Here is an 18,893-nt window from a genome sequence, read left to right on the forward strand (position 1 = left end):
GTGACGCACATATCATTCGCTTTGATGAACGTACAACGTAAAACTTATAACGTATAACTTCTTCCTCGCTTCAATGAACGTACAACGTAAAACTTACGACGTACAACTTATAACGTATAACGTATGAAAGTACTACTAATACTACTCCTTCTTCCTTCCATCCTGTTTGCACAATCTGATACTACACAAAAGATTATAGCGGATAGAAGCAACAGTGTAGAGCAACAAAAAAAACCTTATGTCATTCTTATTTCAGCAGATGGCTTCAGGTATGATCTTGCAGATAAATACAATGCTGAAAATCTAAAGCGGTTAAGGAGCAATGGTATTGCCGCAGCATCTATGAAACCATCATTTCCATCGCTTACTTTTCCCAATCATTATACGATAGCAACAGGTTTGTATCCTTCACACCACGGACTGGTTGATAATACTTTTTACGATAAGAAAAAAGATATCACTTATTCCATCGGCAATCGCAAAGCGGTTGCGGATAGTTCCTTTTATGGAGGAACGCCACTTTGGGTATTGGCAGAAAAACAGCATATGATCTCCGCCAGCTTTTACTGGGTTGGCTCAGAAACAGCCGTGCAAGGCGTGAGACCTACCTATTATTACCTGTATAATACAGATATCGATATTGATACGCGTATAAATGTTGTAAAAAACTGGCTTACATTGCCTGAAGAAAAACGTCCGCACTTAATTACGTTTTATCTTCCGGAAGTAGATCATGAGGAGCATCTGCATGGCATCGAAAGTAAAGAAGCGTTAGATGCGGTGCAGTTTGTTGACAACGCAATTGGCAAGATGGTGCGCACGCTGGATTCTCTGCAATTACCCATCAACTATATCTTTTTATCAGATCATGGCATGGTGGAGATTGACACAGTAAACAGTATTCCTCTTCCGCCGGCCATTGATACCACCAAATTCGTTGTACCTAATGGTGACGTAATACTGCATTTGTATGCAAAAGATAAAAATGATGTAAAACCAACCTATGAGGCATTGAAGCAACAGGCTAAAGATTTTGCTGTGTATCTGCCTGATGAAACACGCAAGGCCTGGCACTATTCTTCAAAAGATGATCTGCATGACAGGATTGGCGATATAGTGCTGATACCTGCTTTCCCTAAAATATTCAATATAAAGAACAGGAAGAAATTAATGCCAGGCTATCATGGTTTTGACAATGATATGCCGCAAATGCAGGCTACGTTCTATGCGTGGGGACCTGCATTTAAGCAACATCTAATCATCCCTTCTTTTGAGAATGTAAATGTTTATCCGTTCATTGCGAATATTCTTGGTCTTAAAATAACGGATAAGATAGATGGCAACTTTAAAGTCCTGAAAAATACACTGGCCAAATAAATAAAAAAAGATCGTCGTAATGGCGATCTTTTTTTATGCTCTACCCTATTTACCAGATAGCCTGTATGGCTTTAAGTATAACAGAGGCCCCAACATCCAAAGCCCATATTATTCGTAGGACATTACCCCCTTTTATTTGGTTAAAGCCCTAACGGGCTATGAGGGTCCTGATCCGATCATTTCTATTGAGCTTAATTCCCTACGGGAAAAATAGCTGTTATAAATTCTGTCATTGGCACATGATGTCGACGAGTGTTTTGGTCAATCACAGTTAAAAAGAGATGATAGTACATTCTTTAACATAGCCCGTAGGGCTTTAAGTTCAATAGAAATCCTTACATACAAGATCGCTATTGTCCGTAGGACATTAACCCTCGGGTAAAAAAATAGTCAATAGCAAAAAAGCAACTTTGAAGATTAACCAGGAACATTAGATCGGTTCCCAATCATTTAAAAGGTTACATCTTTCACCATTCACTATTCACTATTCACCATTCACTATTGACTAATAAAATCAATTCGCCGGAAAACCTGTCGTATTCTTCACTTCCACTATCTGCAATGTGTGGCGTTTGGTGTGTGCAGCCATAAACAAGTATGCCTGATCTTCATCAATAACACCTAATACAGGATTTTTCACAAACATATCTCTCAGGTTAGTTTGCGAATTCTTTACAAAGTCAATGTTCTCATCACGCTGTTTTACGAAAGCATTGATAGCATCCATTTTAGTCGGGAATTTACCGGTTGGCTTCAGCATATCAGGCGCTTGCGCTTTATGCGAACGATCAGTTATCATTTGTATGACCTGTTCGTCAGTCACCTTTATCAAGTTGTGATTCATTGAATCGGACATAGGTTGAAGTCCGCTTTTTATAAACTGCGGAATAGCCTGTTCAGACAGAGCGATATGTTCCATACATTGGCGGATGCTCCACCTGTCGGGAGCGGCTTTAAAGTCAAGTTGCGCGTCACTCAGGTCTTTCACATTGTCAAGGAAAAACTGCTTGGTTTCCTCCATATAATCAAGAAGCATTTTTCGATCTTCCTGACGGTTTAAAACTTTTGGTACAACAGTGAAAGACATTATCAGCAAGGCGGTAATGGCGTATGCAAACTTTCTCATACAAATTGTTGAAGGTTAATTAATTAATCAGTTGAAAAATAAGAAGAAAGCCTGCTAATTGCAAGTGTAATTATTAAACGGCAGAAGAATAAAATTGGGTTATCGCCCGGTTTAAGGTTGAAATAAACTAACGAAGGTTAAACGGTTATTACAGGCTACGGGTTTGCTACTCTTCTATTTTAACGTAAGGATGATTGGGCACAGCGAGCTTAAATTGTGTACCTTCTCCATAAACCGAATGCACCGAAATTTCTCCGCCTATTCTTCCCAACGCTTCTTTTACGATATACAAACCAATGCCGAGCCCGGTTACATCGTTGGTACTGCGGAAGAACATTTTAAATATATTATTGAGGTACTGTTCAACAATGCCTATACCGTTATCCTCTATAAGAATGATGGCTTTCTTTTCATCAACCTTTACGTCTATTCTTACCCATTGTACATCTTCACTTGCCTTTTGATACTTAACAGCATTCGAGACAAGATTATTGAATATAACTGAAAGCCTGAAAGCATCCCCCCTGAACTTTGATTCCTGATCAACATTAATATTAAACTGAATGTTGCGGTTCTGCATGCTGCAGATCTCCACTATTTCATTCAGCATAACTTTAAAGTCAATGTCCTCATATTCATCTTCAACACGTATACTTTTATAGTACTCAATGATCTTCTGAATAAACCCGTCCATTCTCTTTACACAGGTTTCAATCATATTAAGATACCCGTTAGGGTCCTGCACACTGTTTTCCATGTGGGCGAGATTTAAAATGCCCATAATGGAAGCCAACGGGGATCGAAGGTCGTGAGATGTACTGTAAACAAACCTGTTCAGCTCATCATTTGTCTTTTCAAGTTCGGTGATCTTATCTTTCAATTGCCGGCGTGTGATAAAAATTTCATATGCATTCTGTATCGCATTCTTTAACTCCAGTTCATCCCATGGCTTTTTAATGTACCTGTAAATCTCACCTTTGTTAATCGCGTCAACAATTGCTTCTGCGTCGGTATAGCCTGTAAGCAACATCCTTATTGGTCCCGGAAATGCTTTACGAACTATCTGAAAAAATTCAACACCGGTAGACTGTGGCATCCGCTGGTCGCATATCACCACATGTACATCCGTATCATTTAAAATGCGTAATCCGTCAGCGGCGGAGTTCGCCGTATATACTTCAAATATTCTTCTGAAACTGGCCTGGAAAGCAAGCAGGTTGTTGCTTTCATCATCCACATACAGGACTTTAATCTTTTTTTCGGAATTGTTCATGCGGTTACTGGTTTTTTAGGTTAGGGTATGAGGGAGAGTTAACACAAATTCTGCCCCGTTACCCGGACTGGATATAATGTCTATTTTACCATGATGGTTGTTAATTATTTTGAACACAATGGCCATTCCCAACCCCGTTCCTTCACCAACATCCTTTGTTGTAAAGAACGGCTCATAAATTTTCTGTTTCACCTCTTCAGTCATACCTATACCACTATCTTTTATCGAGATCTGTATTTTTTCATCCTCTGTATCCCGCGTGCTGATCGTGATACATTCACTATCGCCCATCGGCTTTTTGGCCATGATAGCTTGTATACCGTTGTTGATAATGTTCATAAACACCTGGTTCAGCTTTCCGGGATAACAATCAATCTCTCCGTTGGCTTTAAAGTCTTTTTTAATGGCAATGTTGTAGGGAGTGCTATTTTTCAGCAACACCAGCGTGGAGTCAATACCCTCATGCACATTTACTGTCTTCATTTCGCTTTCATCAAGCCTGCTGAAAGTTCTTAAACCACGAACTATTTCAGCTGTTCTATCCGCACCTTCTTCTATTCCTTTTATAAGGCTTTTTATTTCACTCTTCACAAAAGGCACGTCGATCTGTTGCTGTAAGCTGTTTATTTTCTTCAGATGGGGTCTAACATCATCGCCGTTTACTTCATGCAGCTTGTTATACTCGTCAATTATATCGAAAAGATCATTTATATCCAGTTGCAGCGGCTTGATATTCGATTTAACAAAATTGATCGGATTGTTAATTTCATGCGCAATACCGGCAGTAAGCTGACCGAGAGAGGCCATCTTCTCCGCTTCAACGAGTTGCGTTTGTGCATCCTTCAACTCCGTAAGCGCACTATTAAGCTGATTGTTTGAGTTTTGTAACTCGTCTGTTCGCTCTGCTACTTTTCTTTCCAGGATAACGTTTTGCTCTCTCACAAGACCTTCATTCTCCTGCGATACCCTAAGCGCTTCAGCCTGCGATAATTCTTTTTCTTTCTGTAAGATGTTGATCTTATCGGCCAATGCAAATGACAGCAAGGTTACCTCAAGTGCTGAACCTATCAACAACAACGAATTAGTGAAAAGGTTGTATTGCACTATATCCAGATCTTTTAACACAAAGAAAATTACACTAAGCAGGAAGAAAGACCAGGCTACTATAAAGAACCTCGCCGCACGGTTGCCCTTTAACGAAAGTCTGAAGCCCGCAATCCAGATGGAGATACAGCCAACAAAAGCCACTACGTCAATGATAATGTAGCCGATGTTATATAAACCAAACATCGTAAGTGCAAGACTTATGCAGTAAGAAAAAATAAACAGTTGCAATATCTTATCAAAAACGGGTATGTTGTGAGATGTTTGCAAAAATACCCTTAAGAAAAGAGCTACTGAAATACCGGACAGGGCACCGGACCAGTTAAGGCTCTGGCTGATGATGTAATTGTTCTCCCCCCATACAAAACGGTAACCGTAACCATAAATGCAGAATTGCGCAAGGCCCACACAAAAGATATACATTACATAGTAGAGATAGTTGATATCCCTTACGGTAAAGTATACAAATATGTTGTAGAAGAACATTACAAGTATTATCCCGATGTAGATGCCGAAAAGGAAGTCATCCCGGCCAAGATCTGCCTGAACATTTTCGTGAGAACCTACATAGGTAGGTATGATTATTTGACCATGACTTTTTATTTTCAGATAAAAAGTTTTGGTAGTGTTTTTAGGCACTTTTACAAAGAATGTAGGGTTTTGGTTGTTATAGGTTTGTTTGCTTATCAAAACCTGGTTTCCGGAATGAATCGCTTTTGTGATAGAATCGTCCTGGTAATAGAGATCTACATAATTCAGCTGGGAATTATGCACATAAATCATCAGTTCCGATTTTGAAGTAGTATTGGTTACTGAAAATTTCAACCAGAAAGCCGAGTTTGAAATTCCTTTATTGGGAACGCGTCCTTCAACCGGGGTCCAATTATTGGAATTCATCACATAGTTAAAACCGGCTGTATCCGCTTTATCTTCAAACAAAGAAATGTGTTGGCTATTGATCAAAACCGTGCTTTTCTCATTCAGAGAAAGTGCATCGGGGGCTGCGTGCAGAAGTATGGTGAAAAGCTGTAAAACAATTAAGCTGACAAATTTCTTCATGTTGTAGCAAAATGGGATTCTAACGGCAAGTTAAGTACACTTGCCGAATTTACGCGCAAATCATAATTTACAATGATTTCGCCTTTGGGTCCTTTTTCAATGGCTGTCTGAACGGGTCGGTTTCTCATATCGAGTATTCTTTCCCTGTCTTCTTCATTTGCACCTTCTAAATCTGCCGGATCTTCAATTATCAGCGCGGTCGCAAGCAAATCTTCTTTTGGATAATAGAAAGTACCATTTATTCCAAGTTTTTTTATGATGCGAAAACCAACACGCATACAGTTTTTATAAGTGGCTTGTGAGGCAAATGCAAACAAACTTCCCAATCTTAACTGTTCAATAATTGCGACTCCCACTCTTCCAAGAAAAATACTTCCAATGCCAAATCCTGCCACCTCACGGGAGTTCCACAATCCACAGAACTCGGCAGTGCGGCCAGGTATCTTAGCCTTTACGTAGTCAAAAATAGATGTATCAAGATCATCGATGGCAGTCTCGATAGGTAACGGCAACTGGCCACTCGCAATTTGAATGCGGGCGCCACCCATTACTTTTCCAAGCTCTGCAGACTCCACCATTACGATAAAAGTATAAGGTTCATTCATCCAGTCAAGGCTGGCAGATGTTACCTGTGTAACGCCGTATGCTTCCAGGATTTTACGGTGCCCCTGAATATACCTCATGGTGTCATCCGGATTTTCATCAGCTCTGAATATCCGGATATCTACAGTCATTCTGCTATCCTTGTCCTGCACCATTTCTTGTATATTACTGTTTGTTTGTCACGATATCATCCACGTCAATGTAAAACCTACCTGAAGGAACATCTTCTCCCAAACTGATCTTCCTGCATACGTGGGCTGCGTTAGCGCCGCCAGCCAAAACAGAGGAAGCCAATTGAGGCCATGTTGAAATTGTTTTTCCAATTTCGCCCAGCGATTTTTTCAACCCTTGAGATATTTGCTCTACGCCAACGATAGCAGCCGTGAGCTGAAATCTTTCATGCGGTTGTAAATTCTCCAGGTTAGTTAGGGATTCTTCAGGAATTCTGCCATGGAACAGGGCACGGTCTGGTTGCAGATCAAAGCGTTCTATATCCAGCATGCCACGATCACTGGTATCCATAATTACAGGAATACCATGCTTTCGTGCAAAGAAACGTAAAGATATTTTCATTTCAAGGCTGTCGCACTCATCAATTATCACATCGAGCTTGCCATTTTTCAAAAAGAACTCTTCAATATTGTCGATCGTTAAGCCTTCTTCAAATGTCGTTACGTTGAGAAAAGGATCTATTTCAGCTATTTCCCGTGCTACTATGTTTACCTTCAATTCCCCGATGTTATGAACGCCTGCGCGTATCCTGTTCAGGTTGCTTAGATCAAGCGTATCAAAGTCTGCAATGCGCAGTTCACCAAAACTCCTTTCCATCGCCAGCGTAAGTGCAACCGATTGCCCTACTGACATTCCAACTACACCTATCTTTTTGCCGGAAAGATTTTCCCTGTCCTCATCCGTTATTTTGTATTTATTGCGATTTGTTCTCAGTATAGAAAATTCCTGTTCGTCCAGCAAATGAACCATTCGTTCAGACCAGGGATAATAGACCCACACGCCATAATCCTTTTCCTCTAGTCCTGCAAGCTCGTTGCTAACCAGTTGGTCAATATCACCGGGTGACAGTTTTTGAGAGGGATTGGCAGTTTTAACAAACTCTTTCAGTTGAGACCGGATGCCGTCGAATATTTTAATGTAAGGTTTCTCCCGTAAAAGCAGCTCATATTGTTCATCTTCATTACTTTTCCTTCTTCTGTAAAAAACTGGTAAAATTTGCACGGATAGTAGTAATTTTGTGGTATATATATTTGTGAAAATAAGATATAATTAATTAGCGAACAAATATAACCAGCATTCAAAAATCCTTTTCAAAAAATAGGCTCCAGACAGAATGATAACAGTTTTATATATTGATGATGAGCCGCATAATTTAATAGCATTCAAAGCAGCATTTAGAAGAACTTTTCGCGTTTTTACTGCAGAATCTGCAGAAGAGGCGAGAAAAATATTAGAGGCTGAGGGGGAGATACATGTTATTTTGAGCGATCAACGCATGCCCAAAATGACAGGTATAGAATTTTTTGAATCTATTATTAGTCGCTATCCAGATCCTATCAGAATCCTCATCACAGGCTACACTGATATTAACGCAGTGATTGATGCCATTAACCGTGGCCAGGTATATAAGTATCTGACCAAACCATGGAACGAAGATGACATCCGTAACTATGTTGAAAAAGCCTACGAAGTTTACAGGCTTCGAAAAGAAAATATTGAACTTACCGACCAGTTACTGGACGCTAATAAAAAGCTGGAATTTCTTGCCCGCCAAAATTTATTGTCATAACCTTTATTATACTGCAGCCTTGTCATAGAGGTAATATTTTTGTCATATTCACGGAGGTGGATAAGTCATTTAATCAGTATATACCGATTTGGAGTTATTTTTGACCACTAATTAATAATTAAAACAAACATATTATGGCTTTAGAATTAACAGATGCCAACTTTCAAAATACAGTGATTGAAAGCGATAAATTAACAGTAGTGGATTTTTGGGCTGAGTGGTGTGGACCTTGCCGTGCAATAGGTCCGGTTATCGAGGATTTAGCAAAAGAATACGATGGTAAGATAAACGTTGGTAAAGTAAATGTTGACCATAATCCAAACCTGAGTTTAAATTATGGTATTACATCTATTCCTGCCATTTTATTCATAAAAGGTGGCCAGGTAGTTGACAAACAAATAGGTGCTGTTCCTAAGTCAATGCTTGAGAAGAAAATTCAGGCTCACCTGTAAGATATTCAGTGGGTTAGTTACAGGCTCCGTTAAACGGAGCCTTTTTTTGTGCATGTACTTTACCACTGAATCACTTTTTAACCACAGAGGTAATGGAGTTGTTTTCACAGAGGACGCAGGTTTACATTCCCCGCCGGACACATTTGGTTTGCCCCCATTTTCAATTGTCCCCGCCTGAATGACGTCAGTCGGGCAGGAATTTTCAATTTTCAATTGAAAAAAGCCTTCCTTGCAATAGTGTCTATCGCTTACTTTTACTATCACAACCACCACTAAACATGCATATCCACTACATTCAACATGCACCTTTTGAAGGACTTGGTTTTATAGAGGAATGGCTTCAACACAAGGGCCATACCGTTAGTTCCACACAAGTCTGGGAAAGCCAGGATTTTCCATCGCTCAATTCAATTGACGGCCTTATTTTGATGGGAGGCCCGATGAGCGTGAATGATGAGCATCATCTTGCCTGGCTAAGTACCGAAAAAAAGTTTCTTACAGATTGCATAGATGCCGGAAAGAACATATTGGGTATTTGCCTGGGTGCCCAACTTATTGCCAGTTGTCTTGGCGCACCAATTTCAAAAAGTACGTTCACGGAAATCGGCTGGTTCGATATAACTATAGAATCTTCTCTCGGCAGATGGATGAATGCCCCTGCACCACATAAATTAAAGGTTTTTCACTGGCATGGCGAGACATTCGAAATTCCGGAAGATGCGATACTTCATGCTTCATCTGATGGCTGCAGCAACCAGCTTTTTACTTATGGAGAAAATATCGCGGGACTGCAATTTCATCCTGAAATGACTACAAGAGATATCGCAACCATGTTTGAATTTGGAGAAGATGAAATCGTTGAAGGAAGATACATTCAGCAGGTTAATGAAATAACGCAAATACCCGGAAACTATGAAGCCTGCCATGCGTTTTTAAGTGCGATATTGCAGAAACTGTTCTGAAAAATGTACGATGTTAGATGTACGATGTAAGATGTATGCCGATGTCTAATGCCGGGTTTTCTGATGTCTGATCTTTTCCGGTGTAGCAGTTAAATTAAACACTGCACACATCCAACATTGTATAGCTACATTTTACATCGTACACCGTACATCTTACATTTCCTTATGCCTCATACCTCCTACCTGATCCCTGACGCACTGTATTCCAGGCTGATTGCTGACTGCTGATAGCTGATAGCTGCCCTCACCACACAATCTCCCACTTTCCCTCTTTATCCTTTGCATAGGAAAGGCCGTTACTCATAACATGCACTTCACGACCGGATTTGTCTGTGATCATTTTTTGTTCATAAACCCGCACACCGTTATTTTCTCTTGTGAGATAATTGATCAATGCTGGCAAAGTGGGTGTAATATCATGCAGCCACTCTCCTTCACTTTCTTTTACAAATGCCTGGCTCATAGCGGAAATTTTTGAAGAAGCTCAAAGCTTAAAGCCTAAACCTTAAAGAGAAAGCTTAGAGCTTAAAGCCTAAAGCTTAAAACTGGTTTAGTCTTCTAAAGATGTGATTCGTTATATAAATATATTGCATCTCCTGATCCTTTCCTTAATTTCAATAAACCGAAAACGTTCCAGGTCTGTCGACTCAATGCTTTAGGCTTTAGGCTTTGAGCTTACTAAAGTCTCAACAGCCCCATCTTATACAGCCCATTCACCGGTTTATTATCCCAGAATAGCTCAAAATCTTCGAGACCGGCAGCTTCATAGTTTTCTTTTACTTCCTGCAGCGTGTAAGTTTTAAGATTATTGACAGATAGCTTTGAAAGCATATCTGCCAACCACAAACCTTGCTGTTGGTCAACCTTAATATTCAGCATTTCCCGTCTTCCTTGAAAAGTAAGTGAAGCCATCTCCCACTGATTACCTTTTTTCGATTTGGTAAAACTTTCTACCTGCGGATCTTTCCCTACCCATACAACTTTTGATGTGGGTTTTGCGGATAAATATTCCTGTTCTTCCAATGCTTTAATTATATAATCCGGTGCAACACTCGTCTTGGGTACTTTAAACTCAAACCATTTTTGCAGCGGGTAATCAAAACATGCACCGTGCATATAATTAAGGAGCGACTTCTTCAGCCCGTAACTAAAACTGTCGTGATCCGCCCCTGTTGGATCCACATGTACCACATCATTGTTAGCAAATGTGCCGATTGCATCGGATTCCCTCTTCACGCCAAATTTTTCAGGCTCCAGACCAACCGGACTGTGCGCCGTCATAGCGAACTGATGCCAGAAAGCAGACTGCAGCACACCCGCCTGAAACATTTGACGAACCATTTCCAGTGAATCAATTGTTTCCTGCGCAGTTTGCGTGGGAAATCCATACATCAGGTATGCATGCACCATAATGCCAGCCTCGGTAAAGTTCTTATTCACCTTCGCCACCTGGGCAACGGTGATGCCTTTTTGTATTAATTGCAGTAAGCGATCCGACGCCACTTCCAGTCCACCTGAAACTGCAATACAGCCGGATGTTTTGAGCAACTGGCACAGATCACGCGTAAAACTTTTCTCGAACCGGATATTTGTCCACCAGCTCACATTCAGTTTTCTCCTGATTATCTCCAATGCAAGCGCACGCATTAAAGCAGGCGGCGCTGCTTCATCCACAAAGTGAAAACCGTTCTGGCCGGTTTGTGCAATAATTTCCTCCATTCTATCACACAACAACTGCGCCGTTATTGGCTCGTAGAGCCTGATATAATCCAGGGAAATATCGCAGAAAGTGCACTTACCCCAATAGCAACCGTGCGCCATGGTAAGTTTATTCCAACGCCCATCGCTCCACAAACTATGCATGGGATTGACGACTTCGATTGCAGACACATACCGGTCCAGCCAAAAATCGTTGTAATCAGGCGTTCCTACCTGCCCTTGTTTATAATCACTGCATGATTTGTTATCTATATAGGTAACTACCCCATCCTTCAGTACAAATGTTCTTTTCAGCTCCTGCTGCTCTTTTTGTCCTGATAAGTGCAATACCAGGTTTTCCATCGGTGCCTCGCCATCATCCAATGTAATAAAATCGACAAACTCAAATACGCGGGCATCACTCAACGAACGGAGCTCAGTGTTTGGAAACCCTCCTCCCATTGCCACTTTTGTATGCGGATGATGCTGTTTAATCCATTGACCGCAACGCAACCCGGCATAAAGATTTCCGGGAAACGGAACCGAGATTGCTACAAGCGAAGGCTTTAGATCTGCAACATGCTGTTCCAGGATATCGATCATTAACTGATCGATAAAAGTGTATTCCTTTTGTAAGGCATCATGCAACTCATCAAAACTGTTGGCACTACGGCTAAGTCTTTCTGCATACCTGCTTAATCCAAAGTGAGGATCAATGCATTCTGTAATAAAATCAGAAAGATCTTCCAGGTACATCGTTGCCAGGTGTTTGGCTTTATCCTGGGTACCCATTGTACCAAAAGCGTGGGACAAATCATCCAATTGTTGAAAGCGCGAAGCCTCCGGAAGAAAATTTCTCTTGCAGATAAGATGAGCCAATGTTGGATTCTTACCCTGCAAAAAAAGAATTACATCATCAACGGTTTGAATATAATCGTCCTGAAGAGCGATAATTCGCTGGATGTTTTCAGAATGCGCTGCACTGTTGGTCGAAGCCTCTTTGAACGCCCTGACCAGTCCCCGACTGGAAAATAACGCCAGTGTAACTTCAATACCCAGATCAGCCTGGAAAGAGCTGATATTCTTTGTATTTAAAAATCCCTTCAGATAAGCTGTCGCCGGATAAGGCGTATTTAACTGCGTAAAAGGTGGTGTTATAAGAAAAACCGGAGTGCTCAAAAGAAACTGTTTAAGCTGCAAAAATAGTAATTCTACCACTAAGACCTGAATGCGCAAAGCGGCACAAAGGATTTAACCACGGAGGCACAGCGACAGGGCGAAACACTAAGCTTTTTGCCACGAAGACTGGAAGGCGCAAAGGGGCACAAAGGATTTAACCACGGAGGCATGGCGACAGAGCGAAACACTAAGTTTTTTGCCACGACGGCGGGAAGGCGCAAAGAAGCACAAAGGATTCAACCACGGAGGCACGGCGACAGGGCGAAACACTAAGCTTTTTGCCACGAAGGCGGGAAGTCGCAAAGAAGCACAAAGGATTTAACCACGGAGGCATGGCGACAGAGCGAAACACTAAGCTTTTTGCCACGAAGGCAGGAAGTTGCAAAGAAGCACAAAGGATTTAACCACGGAGGCATGGCGACAGAGCGAAACGCTAAGTTTTTTGCCACGAAGGCGGGAAGGCGCAAAGGGGGCACAAAGAGTTTAGCCCTAAATTGAAAGAATCCACATGTTCAATTATCCTGAATGAACTCAGCCGGGCAGGAAGTTTCAATTGTCTATTATTCTGCTACAAAGACCCGAAGATACAAAGGAGCATCAGGAATACACAGCCGTTTTCGTTTGTCAACTAGAAACTTTGTGCAACTTCCTGGCTTTGCGCCTTCGTGGCAAAAGCCAAAACAAAAAAGCCTTGCAATTCAAAATTACAAGGCTTCTTTTTGAGTGCCCAGGACTGGATTCGAACCAGCACATCCTTGCGGACGCTGCGACCTGAACACAGTGCGTCTACCAATTTCGCCACCTGGGCATTCAGGGCTGCAAATATAGAGGAATCTTTATTTCCGCAAAATAAATATTACAGATATCTAAAAAATATTCGACAACAATCTGTCGTATTATTGTGCAAACGAAACGTCATATAGAGATTTTTCCCTATTTCCGAGTTATGAAACAATTGCTGTATTTTTTCTGCTTGCTTGCCTGTGTATTGCCAGGTTGTACCGGCCCTGAAACAAATAAAATGCTGGCTGAGCTGACCGAGACAATTCAAAAAGCGCCTGTTTACGATTCAACAAAAAACAAAAGAATTGCGACCCTCCGACAACAATTAGGAAATAGCAACAACGAACATTCCGACGCGATCTTTGATGTTTACAATAACCTGTATGAAGAATACAAAGTATTCAACTATGACTCTGCTTTTCTGTATGCCCACAAAATGAAAGACGTGGCAGTGTTGATGAACGATCATCCGCGCGGCGTCAGGGCCGACATTCAACTTTGCTTCGGTCTGCTTTCATCCGGCATGTTCAAAGAAACGCTGGACGCTTTAAACAGGATCGACATTTCCGGCGTGTCCGATAGCATTAAGGCTGAGTATTACTCAGTGATGGGGAGATATTACTATGACCTTGGTGATTATGCCAACGATAAAATACATACGCCTGTTTATGATAGCAGCGCAGGAAAATATATTGACTCTGCTTTGGTTCTTTGGAAGCCAGGTAGTTACCAGTTTGACTATTTTAAAGGACTAAAAGATCTCAAATCGGGTAACTCAAATGATGCAATCCGGCTGTTTCAGAATTTGCTGGCACAGCAAACACTCACACCCCACCAGCTGGCTATCACTGCATCCACGCTCAGCGACATTTATGTGCAACAGGGCCAAACAGAAAAAGCAATTAACCTATTGGTGCGTGCAACAATTGCCGATATACAATCATCCACGAAAGAAACTTCAGCAGCCTTCAATCTTGCGAATCTGCTGTATAAAAAAGGCGATGTGAAAAATGCTTTCGTTTGCATCAACAAGGCTATTACAGATGCAGTGTTTTACGGCGCCCGTCAGCGCAAGGTTCAGGTAAGCACCATCCTGCCATTAATCGAGTCGGAAAAGCTAAACCTGGTGGAAAGCCAAAAACAGCAACTTGTATTATATGCTGTTTTGGTAACAGTTCTGTTGATCGCCGTGGTTGGCCTTACTGTGGTTATTTTTCGCCAGATCAAAAAATTGAAGATTGCGCAAAAAACAATTTCTGAAGCGCATCTTAAAGAACGTGAAATCAACCAGCGCCTGTCAGATTTCAATCAATTATTATCAGACTCCAACAAAATAAAGGAAGAGTATATCGGTTACTTTTTTGGTACCAACTCAGCTTTCTTTAGCCGGATCGAAAAGTTTAAAAAGAACCTTGAACAAAAAATAGCCTACCGCAAAATAGATGATATTATCGCTGCAGTTAATAACATCAACCTTAAAAAGGAAAAAGAGGAACTATTGAAAAACTTCGACACTGTGTTCCTGAAACTGTTCCCCAATTTTGTGACCGAATTCAATGCCTTGTTTGCAGAACACGATTGGATCAGATTGAAAGAAAATGAATTACTGAATACTGATCTGCGGATTTTTGCACTTATCCGGATGGGCGTGCACGATACAGACAAAATAGCAGAAATTTTGGAATATTCTGTTCATACCATTAATACCTATAAGACAAAAGTCAAGAACAAGTCAACCATTCCGAACGAAGAATTTGAAAAGCGAATCATGAAAATCAGAACGGTTTAAGATCAGAACGGGGACTGAAAAAAACACTATTTAAAGCTATAATAGTCAAAAATCCTTTAATTCGCATTATATATAAATTATTTTAAACTAACTACAATTATTTGAATATCAACATTGTAGAATTATAAAATCCGCGCGATCACCTGATTTTCATTATACATCACGTTTATTAGTTGCACTTCGCGATTATATTCTTTTCTTTTGGTTGGTAAATGAGAACGATGCTTCTGAGGATTTGTCCGGCTACACAATTGTAGTAACATTTCCCGGAAAAAATGCTTGCATAAATGAATAACCGTTATGGCTTTATGTTGTTGACTGCTGTTTTTTCAGTTCACATGAAGGCCCCGATGATCCACAGCAAATACCCCATCGATTCCAATTACAAACACTGACAACAAATACGAAAACCGACCGACTCACAGGTAAAGGGGTTGCCCAGTTTGCCGGGTAGACTCCACCTGTGGAATCGGAATTGGTTCGCAAAATATTCGACAAACGCCAGTGAAGTATCAAAAATAAATTCTAAAGAAGAATATGTTCATTAAACAAACGATCATCTGCTTGCTGCTTCTTCCGGCGTTTCTGATATGCGGGGGACAGCAAAAGCAAACAGTTGAAATGAACAAAATAAAACTGTTATTCTCAATTGACGGAGAAGGACGGCCGGAATACGAAGTTTTTTTCCAGGACAAACAGGTTGTACAACCTTCCCGCCTTGGCTTTGTACTGCAGGAGGACAGTGCTTTTTACAGAGATTTTGAACTGGTGGGAACAGAACGTGCGACATTTGATCAAACCTGGCAACCTGTTTGGGGTGAAACCAAAAATATCCGCAACCACTATAACGAGATGACAATCCACCTAAGAAGAAAAGCCAATCCTTCTCTCCTGCTGGATCTTGTTTTTCGTGTATTTGAAGATGGTGTGGGCTTCCGTTACCGTTTTCCCAAGCAAGCCAACCTCACTTATTTTGTGGTAAAGAATGAACTTACACAGTTCAACATGACCGGCGATCACAATACATTTTGGATCCCCGGGGATTATGACACGAATGAATATTCTTACACGCTTTCCAAACTAAGCGCAGTAGACAATAAAGAGCTGGTAGAAAAATCGACCGACATTGCCGTACGTGTTGCTCCTGACCCTTATGCCGTGCAAACTCCGTTAATGATGAAAACAGCTAACGGGGTGTACATTAATGTACATGAAGCGGCATTGCTGAACTATCCCGCCATGCAGTTGCATGTTGACAGAGCCACTTATTCATTATCGTCCAGCCTGGTGCCGGATGCAGTTGGCAACAAAGCTTACCTGCATGCACCTTTCAGCACGCCATGGAGGACGATTATTATAAGTGACAAAGCAACGGACATCCTCGCATCCAAAACTGTTCTCAACCTGAACGAACCCTCAAAAATTCAAAACACATCATGGATAAAACCCATGAAATTCGTAGGCGTATGGTGGGAAATGCAGATCGGTAAAAGCACCTGGAGCTATTCAGATTTTGCGGACAGCACTGATGCCCAGGGCCGCCCCATCCCGAATAACCGTCACGGAGCAACCACGGCTAATGTAAAACGTTATATTGATTTTGCAGCAAAAAATGGCATCCGGGGTGTGCTGGTGGAAGGCTGGAACACCGGCTGGGAAGACTGGTTTGGTAAATGGAAGGAAGATGTGTTTGATTTTGTTACTCCCTATCCGGATTTTGACATTAATGAAGTGATGAGCTATGCAAAATCAAAAGGTGTTAGCATTATCATGCACAACGAAACATCGGGATCTGCCACCAATTATGAAAGAAGATTGGATACTGCCTTCCGTTTTATGAAAGAGCATGGCTACAACTCTGTAAAAACAGGTTATGTAGGAAAGATCATACCGCGCGGTGAACATCATGACGGGCAGTGGATGATCAACCATTACACACGTGTTGCTGAAAAAGGAGCGCAATACCAGGTGATGATAGATGTGCATGAACCTATGCGACCAACAGGCCTGCAGCGTACTTATCCTAACTGGATGGCTTCAGAAGCTGCAAGAGGAAATGAATATAACGGGTTCAGCGTTGGTAATGCACCATCGCATGAAACTATATTGCCATTCACAAGATTAATGGGTGGCCCGATGGATTATACGCCTGGCATTTTTAAGATACAGGGATACTCGAATGTGCCCGGCAGACAGGTCCATTCAACACTTGCCAAACAGCTGGCCTTGTATGTAACGTTATACAGCCCTTTGCAAATGGCTGCCGATCTTATTGAGAATTATGAAACGCATATGGATGCATTTCGTTTTATAAAAGATGTTCCGGTTGATTGGGATGACACCAAAATTATAAATGCTGAGCCCGGTGAATATCTCACTATCGCACGCAAGGAAAAGAACAAAAACAACTGGTTTGCAGGTGCAATAACAAATGAAAATAAACGGACGGCAACTATACCACTTTCCTTTTTGGATAAAGGGAAAAAATACACTGCAACAGTTTATGCGGACGCGCCAAATGCCGATTGGAAGAATAATCCGGAAGCGTACACCATCAGCAGCCAAACTGTAACAAGCGAAACAGTGCTCTCGATACCGCTTGCTGCCGGTGGCGGTGCTGCCATAAGTATTATGGCGCCTGATGGAAAATAATTTCAATCAGTAATAATGGGTAAGACAAGGAACAGGGGCGATGCCTTTGTTCTTTTTTATTTGATGATAATATCGCCCAACAGACTTATAAGTTAAAACTCATGTTTATCTAATAAAGGTTTTTCCCTAACCTGGTCTATATGAGCATCCTGCTTCTGTCCGGAAAAAGAATCGCCAAAAGCTCAGCTGGAGGGTAAGCTATTCTTCTAAATCAGGTGAAAAGTTTGAGCAAATCCATCGAAAAAAATTATCCCGACGGAATTTCAAACTATACTTATATTTACAACGTAAACGATTGCGGAGCCAAAATCAGACTGTAACCAATGGCCACTGACGCTGGCAGCATCCCCAAAACAAGTATGTGTACATGAATAGCAGCAACGTACCATATACCATTATTGCATTGCCTAACGAAAAAAGACTTCTTTCGGAAATTGCAGCGGGTGATGAATATGCATTCCGTGAAATCTTTGATTATTACAGGAAACCTATATATGCTTATGCCATGCACCTGCTTAAAAATGAGGTACTGGCGGATGAGATCATACAGGATGTTTTCCTGAAAGTGTGGCTGCAGCGCGATCAACTTAATGGCATTCTACATTTCAGGGGATGGCTGTATACCGTTGCGAGGAACAAAATGATAGATGCGCTCAAGTTCCAGATGCGCGAAAACACTTTCAAAAACGCGGTTCCGTTAACAGTTGTCACGAATGAAACAGAGGAGCTGTTATTGGCAAGGGAATATGACCACCTTGTTGATGAAGCCATCGATACACTTTCACCCAAACAACAACTCATTTACAATTTAAGCCGCAAAAAAGGCCTGAAACACGAGGAAATAGCCAGCCAGCTTAATATCTCAACCAATACCGTTAAAACACATCTGGTACAGGCATTACGCGCGATGAGGAAACATTTGCTGCCACATTTGCATCTTGCAGTCATTTCATTATATCTTTTCTAAGTGCACAGCATTTTTCAAAAAAAATTTTACCTGCCCTACTCCTATCCTCTCTCTCCGTCGTCATTATG

Annotated in this window: 14 protein-coding genes and 1 tRNA gene; 7 read left to right on the top strand and 8 right to left on the bottom strand. The window is 41.3% G+C overall.

The features are described from left to right. Positions 1–123 precede the first annotated feature (123 nt). Complete coding sequence (locus QTN47_RS07450; RefSeq protein WP_369328720.1) at positions 124–1,377, top strand: alkaline phosphatase family protein; 1,254 nt, start codon at positions 124–126, stop codon at positions 1,375–1,377. Between the two features lie 514 nt (positions 1,378–1,891). On the opposite strand, the gene QTN47_RS07455 is transcribed toward QTN47_RS07450, so the two are convergent. The 5 genes from QTN47_RS07455 to QTN47_RS07475 all read right to left on the bottom strand — a co-directional run bounded on the left by QTN47_RS07455 (position 1,892) and on the right by QTN47_RS07475 (position 7,775). Beyond that, on the bottom strand, positions 1,892–2,503 hold the full coding sequence (locus tag QTN47_RS07455) for a DinB family protein (RefSeq protein WP_369328721.1): 612 nt from the start codon (positions 2,501–2,503) through the stop codon (positions 1,892–1,894). A gap of 166 nt (positions 2,504–2,669) precedes the next feature. Continuing rightward, on the bottom strand, positions 2,670–3,776 hold the full coding sequence (locus QTN47_RS07460) for a hybrid sensor histidine kinase/response regulator (RefSeq protein WP_369328722.1): 1,107 nt from the start codon (positions 3,774–3,776) through the stop codon (positions 2,670–2,672). Positions 3,777–3,791: 15 nt separating this feature from the next. Next, positions 3,792–5,939, bottom strand: coding sequence for a sensor histidine kinase (locus tag QTN47_RS07465; RefSeq protein WP_369328723.1), 2,148 nt, complete (start codon positions 5,937–5,939; stop codon positions 3,792–3,794). Then, positions 5,936–6,697, bottom strand: coding sequence for a hypothetical protein (locus tag QTN47_RS07470; RefSeq protein ID WP_369328724.1), 762 nt, complete (start codon positions 6,695–6,697; stop codon positions 5,936–5,938). Before QTN47_RS07470 ends, QTN47_RS07465 begins: the two co-directional genes overlap by 4 nt. A 10-nt stretch (positions 6,698–6,707) precedes the next feature. After that, the gene (locus QTN47_RS07475; RefSeq protein WP_369328725.1) at positions 6,708–7,775 is read right to left on the bottom strand and encodes a ThiF family adenylyltransferase; all 1,068 of its coding nucleotides are present in this window, start codon (positions 7,773–7,775) and stop codon (positions 6,708–6,710) included. Between the two features lie 112 nt (positions 7,776–7,887). On the opposite strand from QTN47_RS07475, the gene QTN47_RS07480 reads away from it, so the two are divergent. From QTN47_RS07480 to QTN47_RS07490, 3 genes are all read left to right on the top strand, one after another. Continuing rightward, a complete protein-coding gene (locus QTN47_RS07480; protein ID WP_369328726.1) occupies positions 7,888–8,343 on the top strand; it encodes a response regulator in 456 nt (151 codons plus the stop codon). A gap of 134 nt (positions 8,344–8,477) precedes the next feature. Further along, positions 8,478–8,795 (top strand): thioredoxin, encoded by a 318-nt coding sequence (trxA, locus tag QTN47_RS07485; RefSeq protein ID WP_369328727.1) that lies wholly within the window; start codon positions 8,478–8,480, stop codon positions 8,793–8,795. A 278-nt stretch (positions 8,796–9,073) separates the two neighbouring features. Next, on the top strand, positions 9,074–9,757 hold the full coding sequence (locus QTN47_RS07490; RefSeq protein ID WP_369328728.1) for a type 1 glutamine amidotransferase: 684 nt from the start codon (positions 9,074–9,076) through the stop codon (positions 9,755–9,757). A gap of 244 nt (positions 9,758–10,001) precedes the next feature. On the opposite strand, the gene QTN47_RS07495 is transcribed toward QTN47_RS07490, so the two are convergent. From QTN47_RS07495 to QTN47_RS07505, 3 genes are all read right to left on the bottom strand, one after another. Beyond that, complete coding sequence (locus tag QTN47_RS07495; protein ID WP_369328729.1) at positions 10,002–10,220, bottom strand: hypothetical protein; 219 nt, start codon at positions 10,218–10,220, stop codon at positions 10,002–10,004. 215 nt (positions 10,221–10,435) lie between these two features. Continuing rightward, entirely contained in the window at positions 10,436–12,634 is a 2,199-nt protein-coding gene (locus tag QTN47_RS07500; protein ID WP_369328730.1) for a B12-binding domain-containing radical SAM protein, read from the bottom strand. Between the two features lie 724 nt (positions 12,635–13,358). Further along, positions 13,359–13,442, bottom strand: a tRNA-Leu gene (locus QTN47_RS07505). 138 nt (positions 13,443–13,580) lie between these two features. Here QTN47_RS07505 and susR point away from each other — a divergent pair. The 3 genes from susR to QTN47_RS07520 all read left to right on the top strand — a co-directional run bounded on the left by susR (position 13,581) and on the right by QTN47_RS07520 (position 18,825). After that, on the top strand, positions 13,581–15,206 hold the full coding sequence (gene susR / locus QTN47_RS07510) for a SusR family glycan utilization regulator (protein ID WP_369328731.1): 1,626 nt from the start codon (positions 13,581–13,583) through the stop codon (positions 15,204–15,206). A gap of 621 nt (positions 15,207–15,827) precedes the next feature. Continuing rightward, complete coding sequence (locus QTN47_RS07515) at positions 15,828–17,858, top strand: glycoside hydrolase family 97 protein (protein ID WP_369328732.1); 2,031 nt, start codon at positions 15,828–15,830, stop codon at positions 17,856–17,858. A 367-nt stretch (positions 17,859–18,225) separates the two neighbouring features. Continuing rightward, the gene (locus tag QTN47_RS07520) at positions 18,226–18,825 is read left to right on the top strand and encodes an RNA polymerase sigma factor (RefSeq protein WP_369328733.1); all 600 of its coding nucleotides are present in this window, start codon (positions 18,226–18,228) and stop codon (positions 18,823–18,825) included. The last annotated feature ends 68 nt before the right edge of the window (positions 18,826–18,893 follow it).

Origin of the sequence: Danxiaibacter flavus, assembly GCF_041060425.1 — a bacterium.
Classification (GTDB): domain Bacteria; phylum Bacteroidota; class Bacteroidia; order Chitinophagales; family Chitinophagaceae; genus Danxiaibacter; species Danxiaibacter flavus.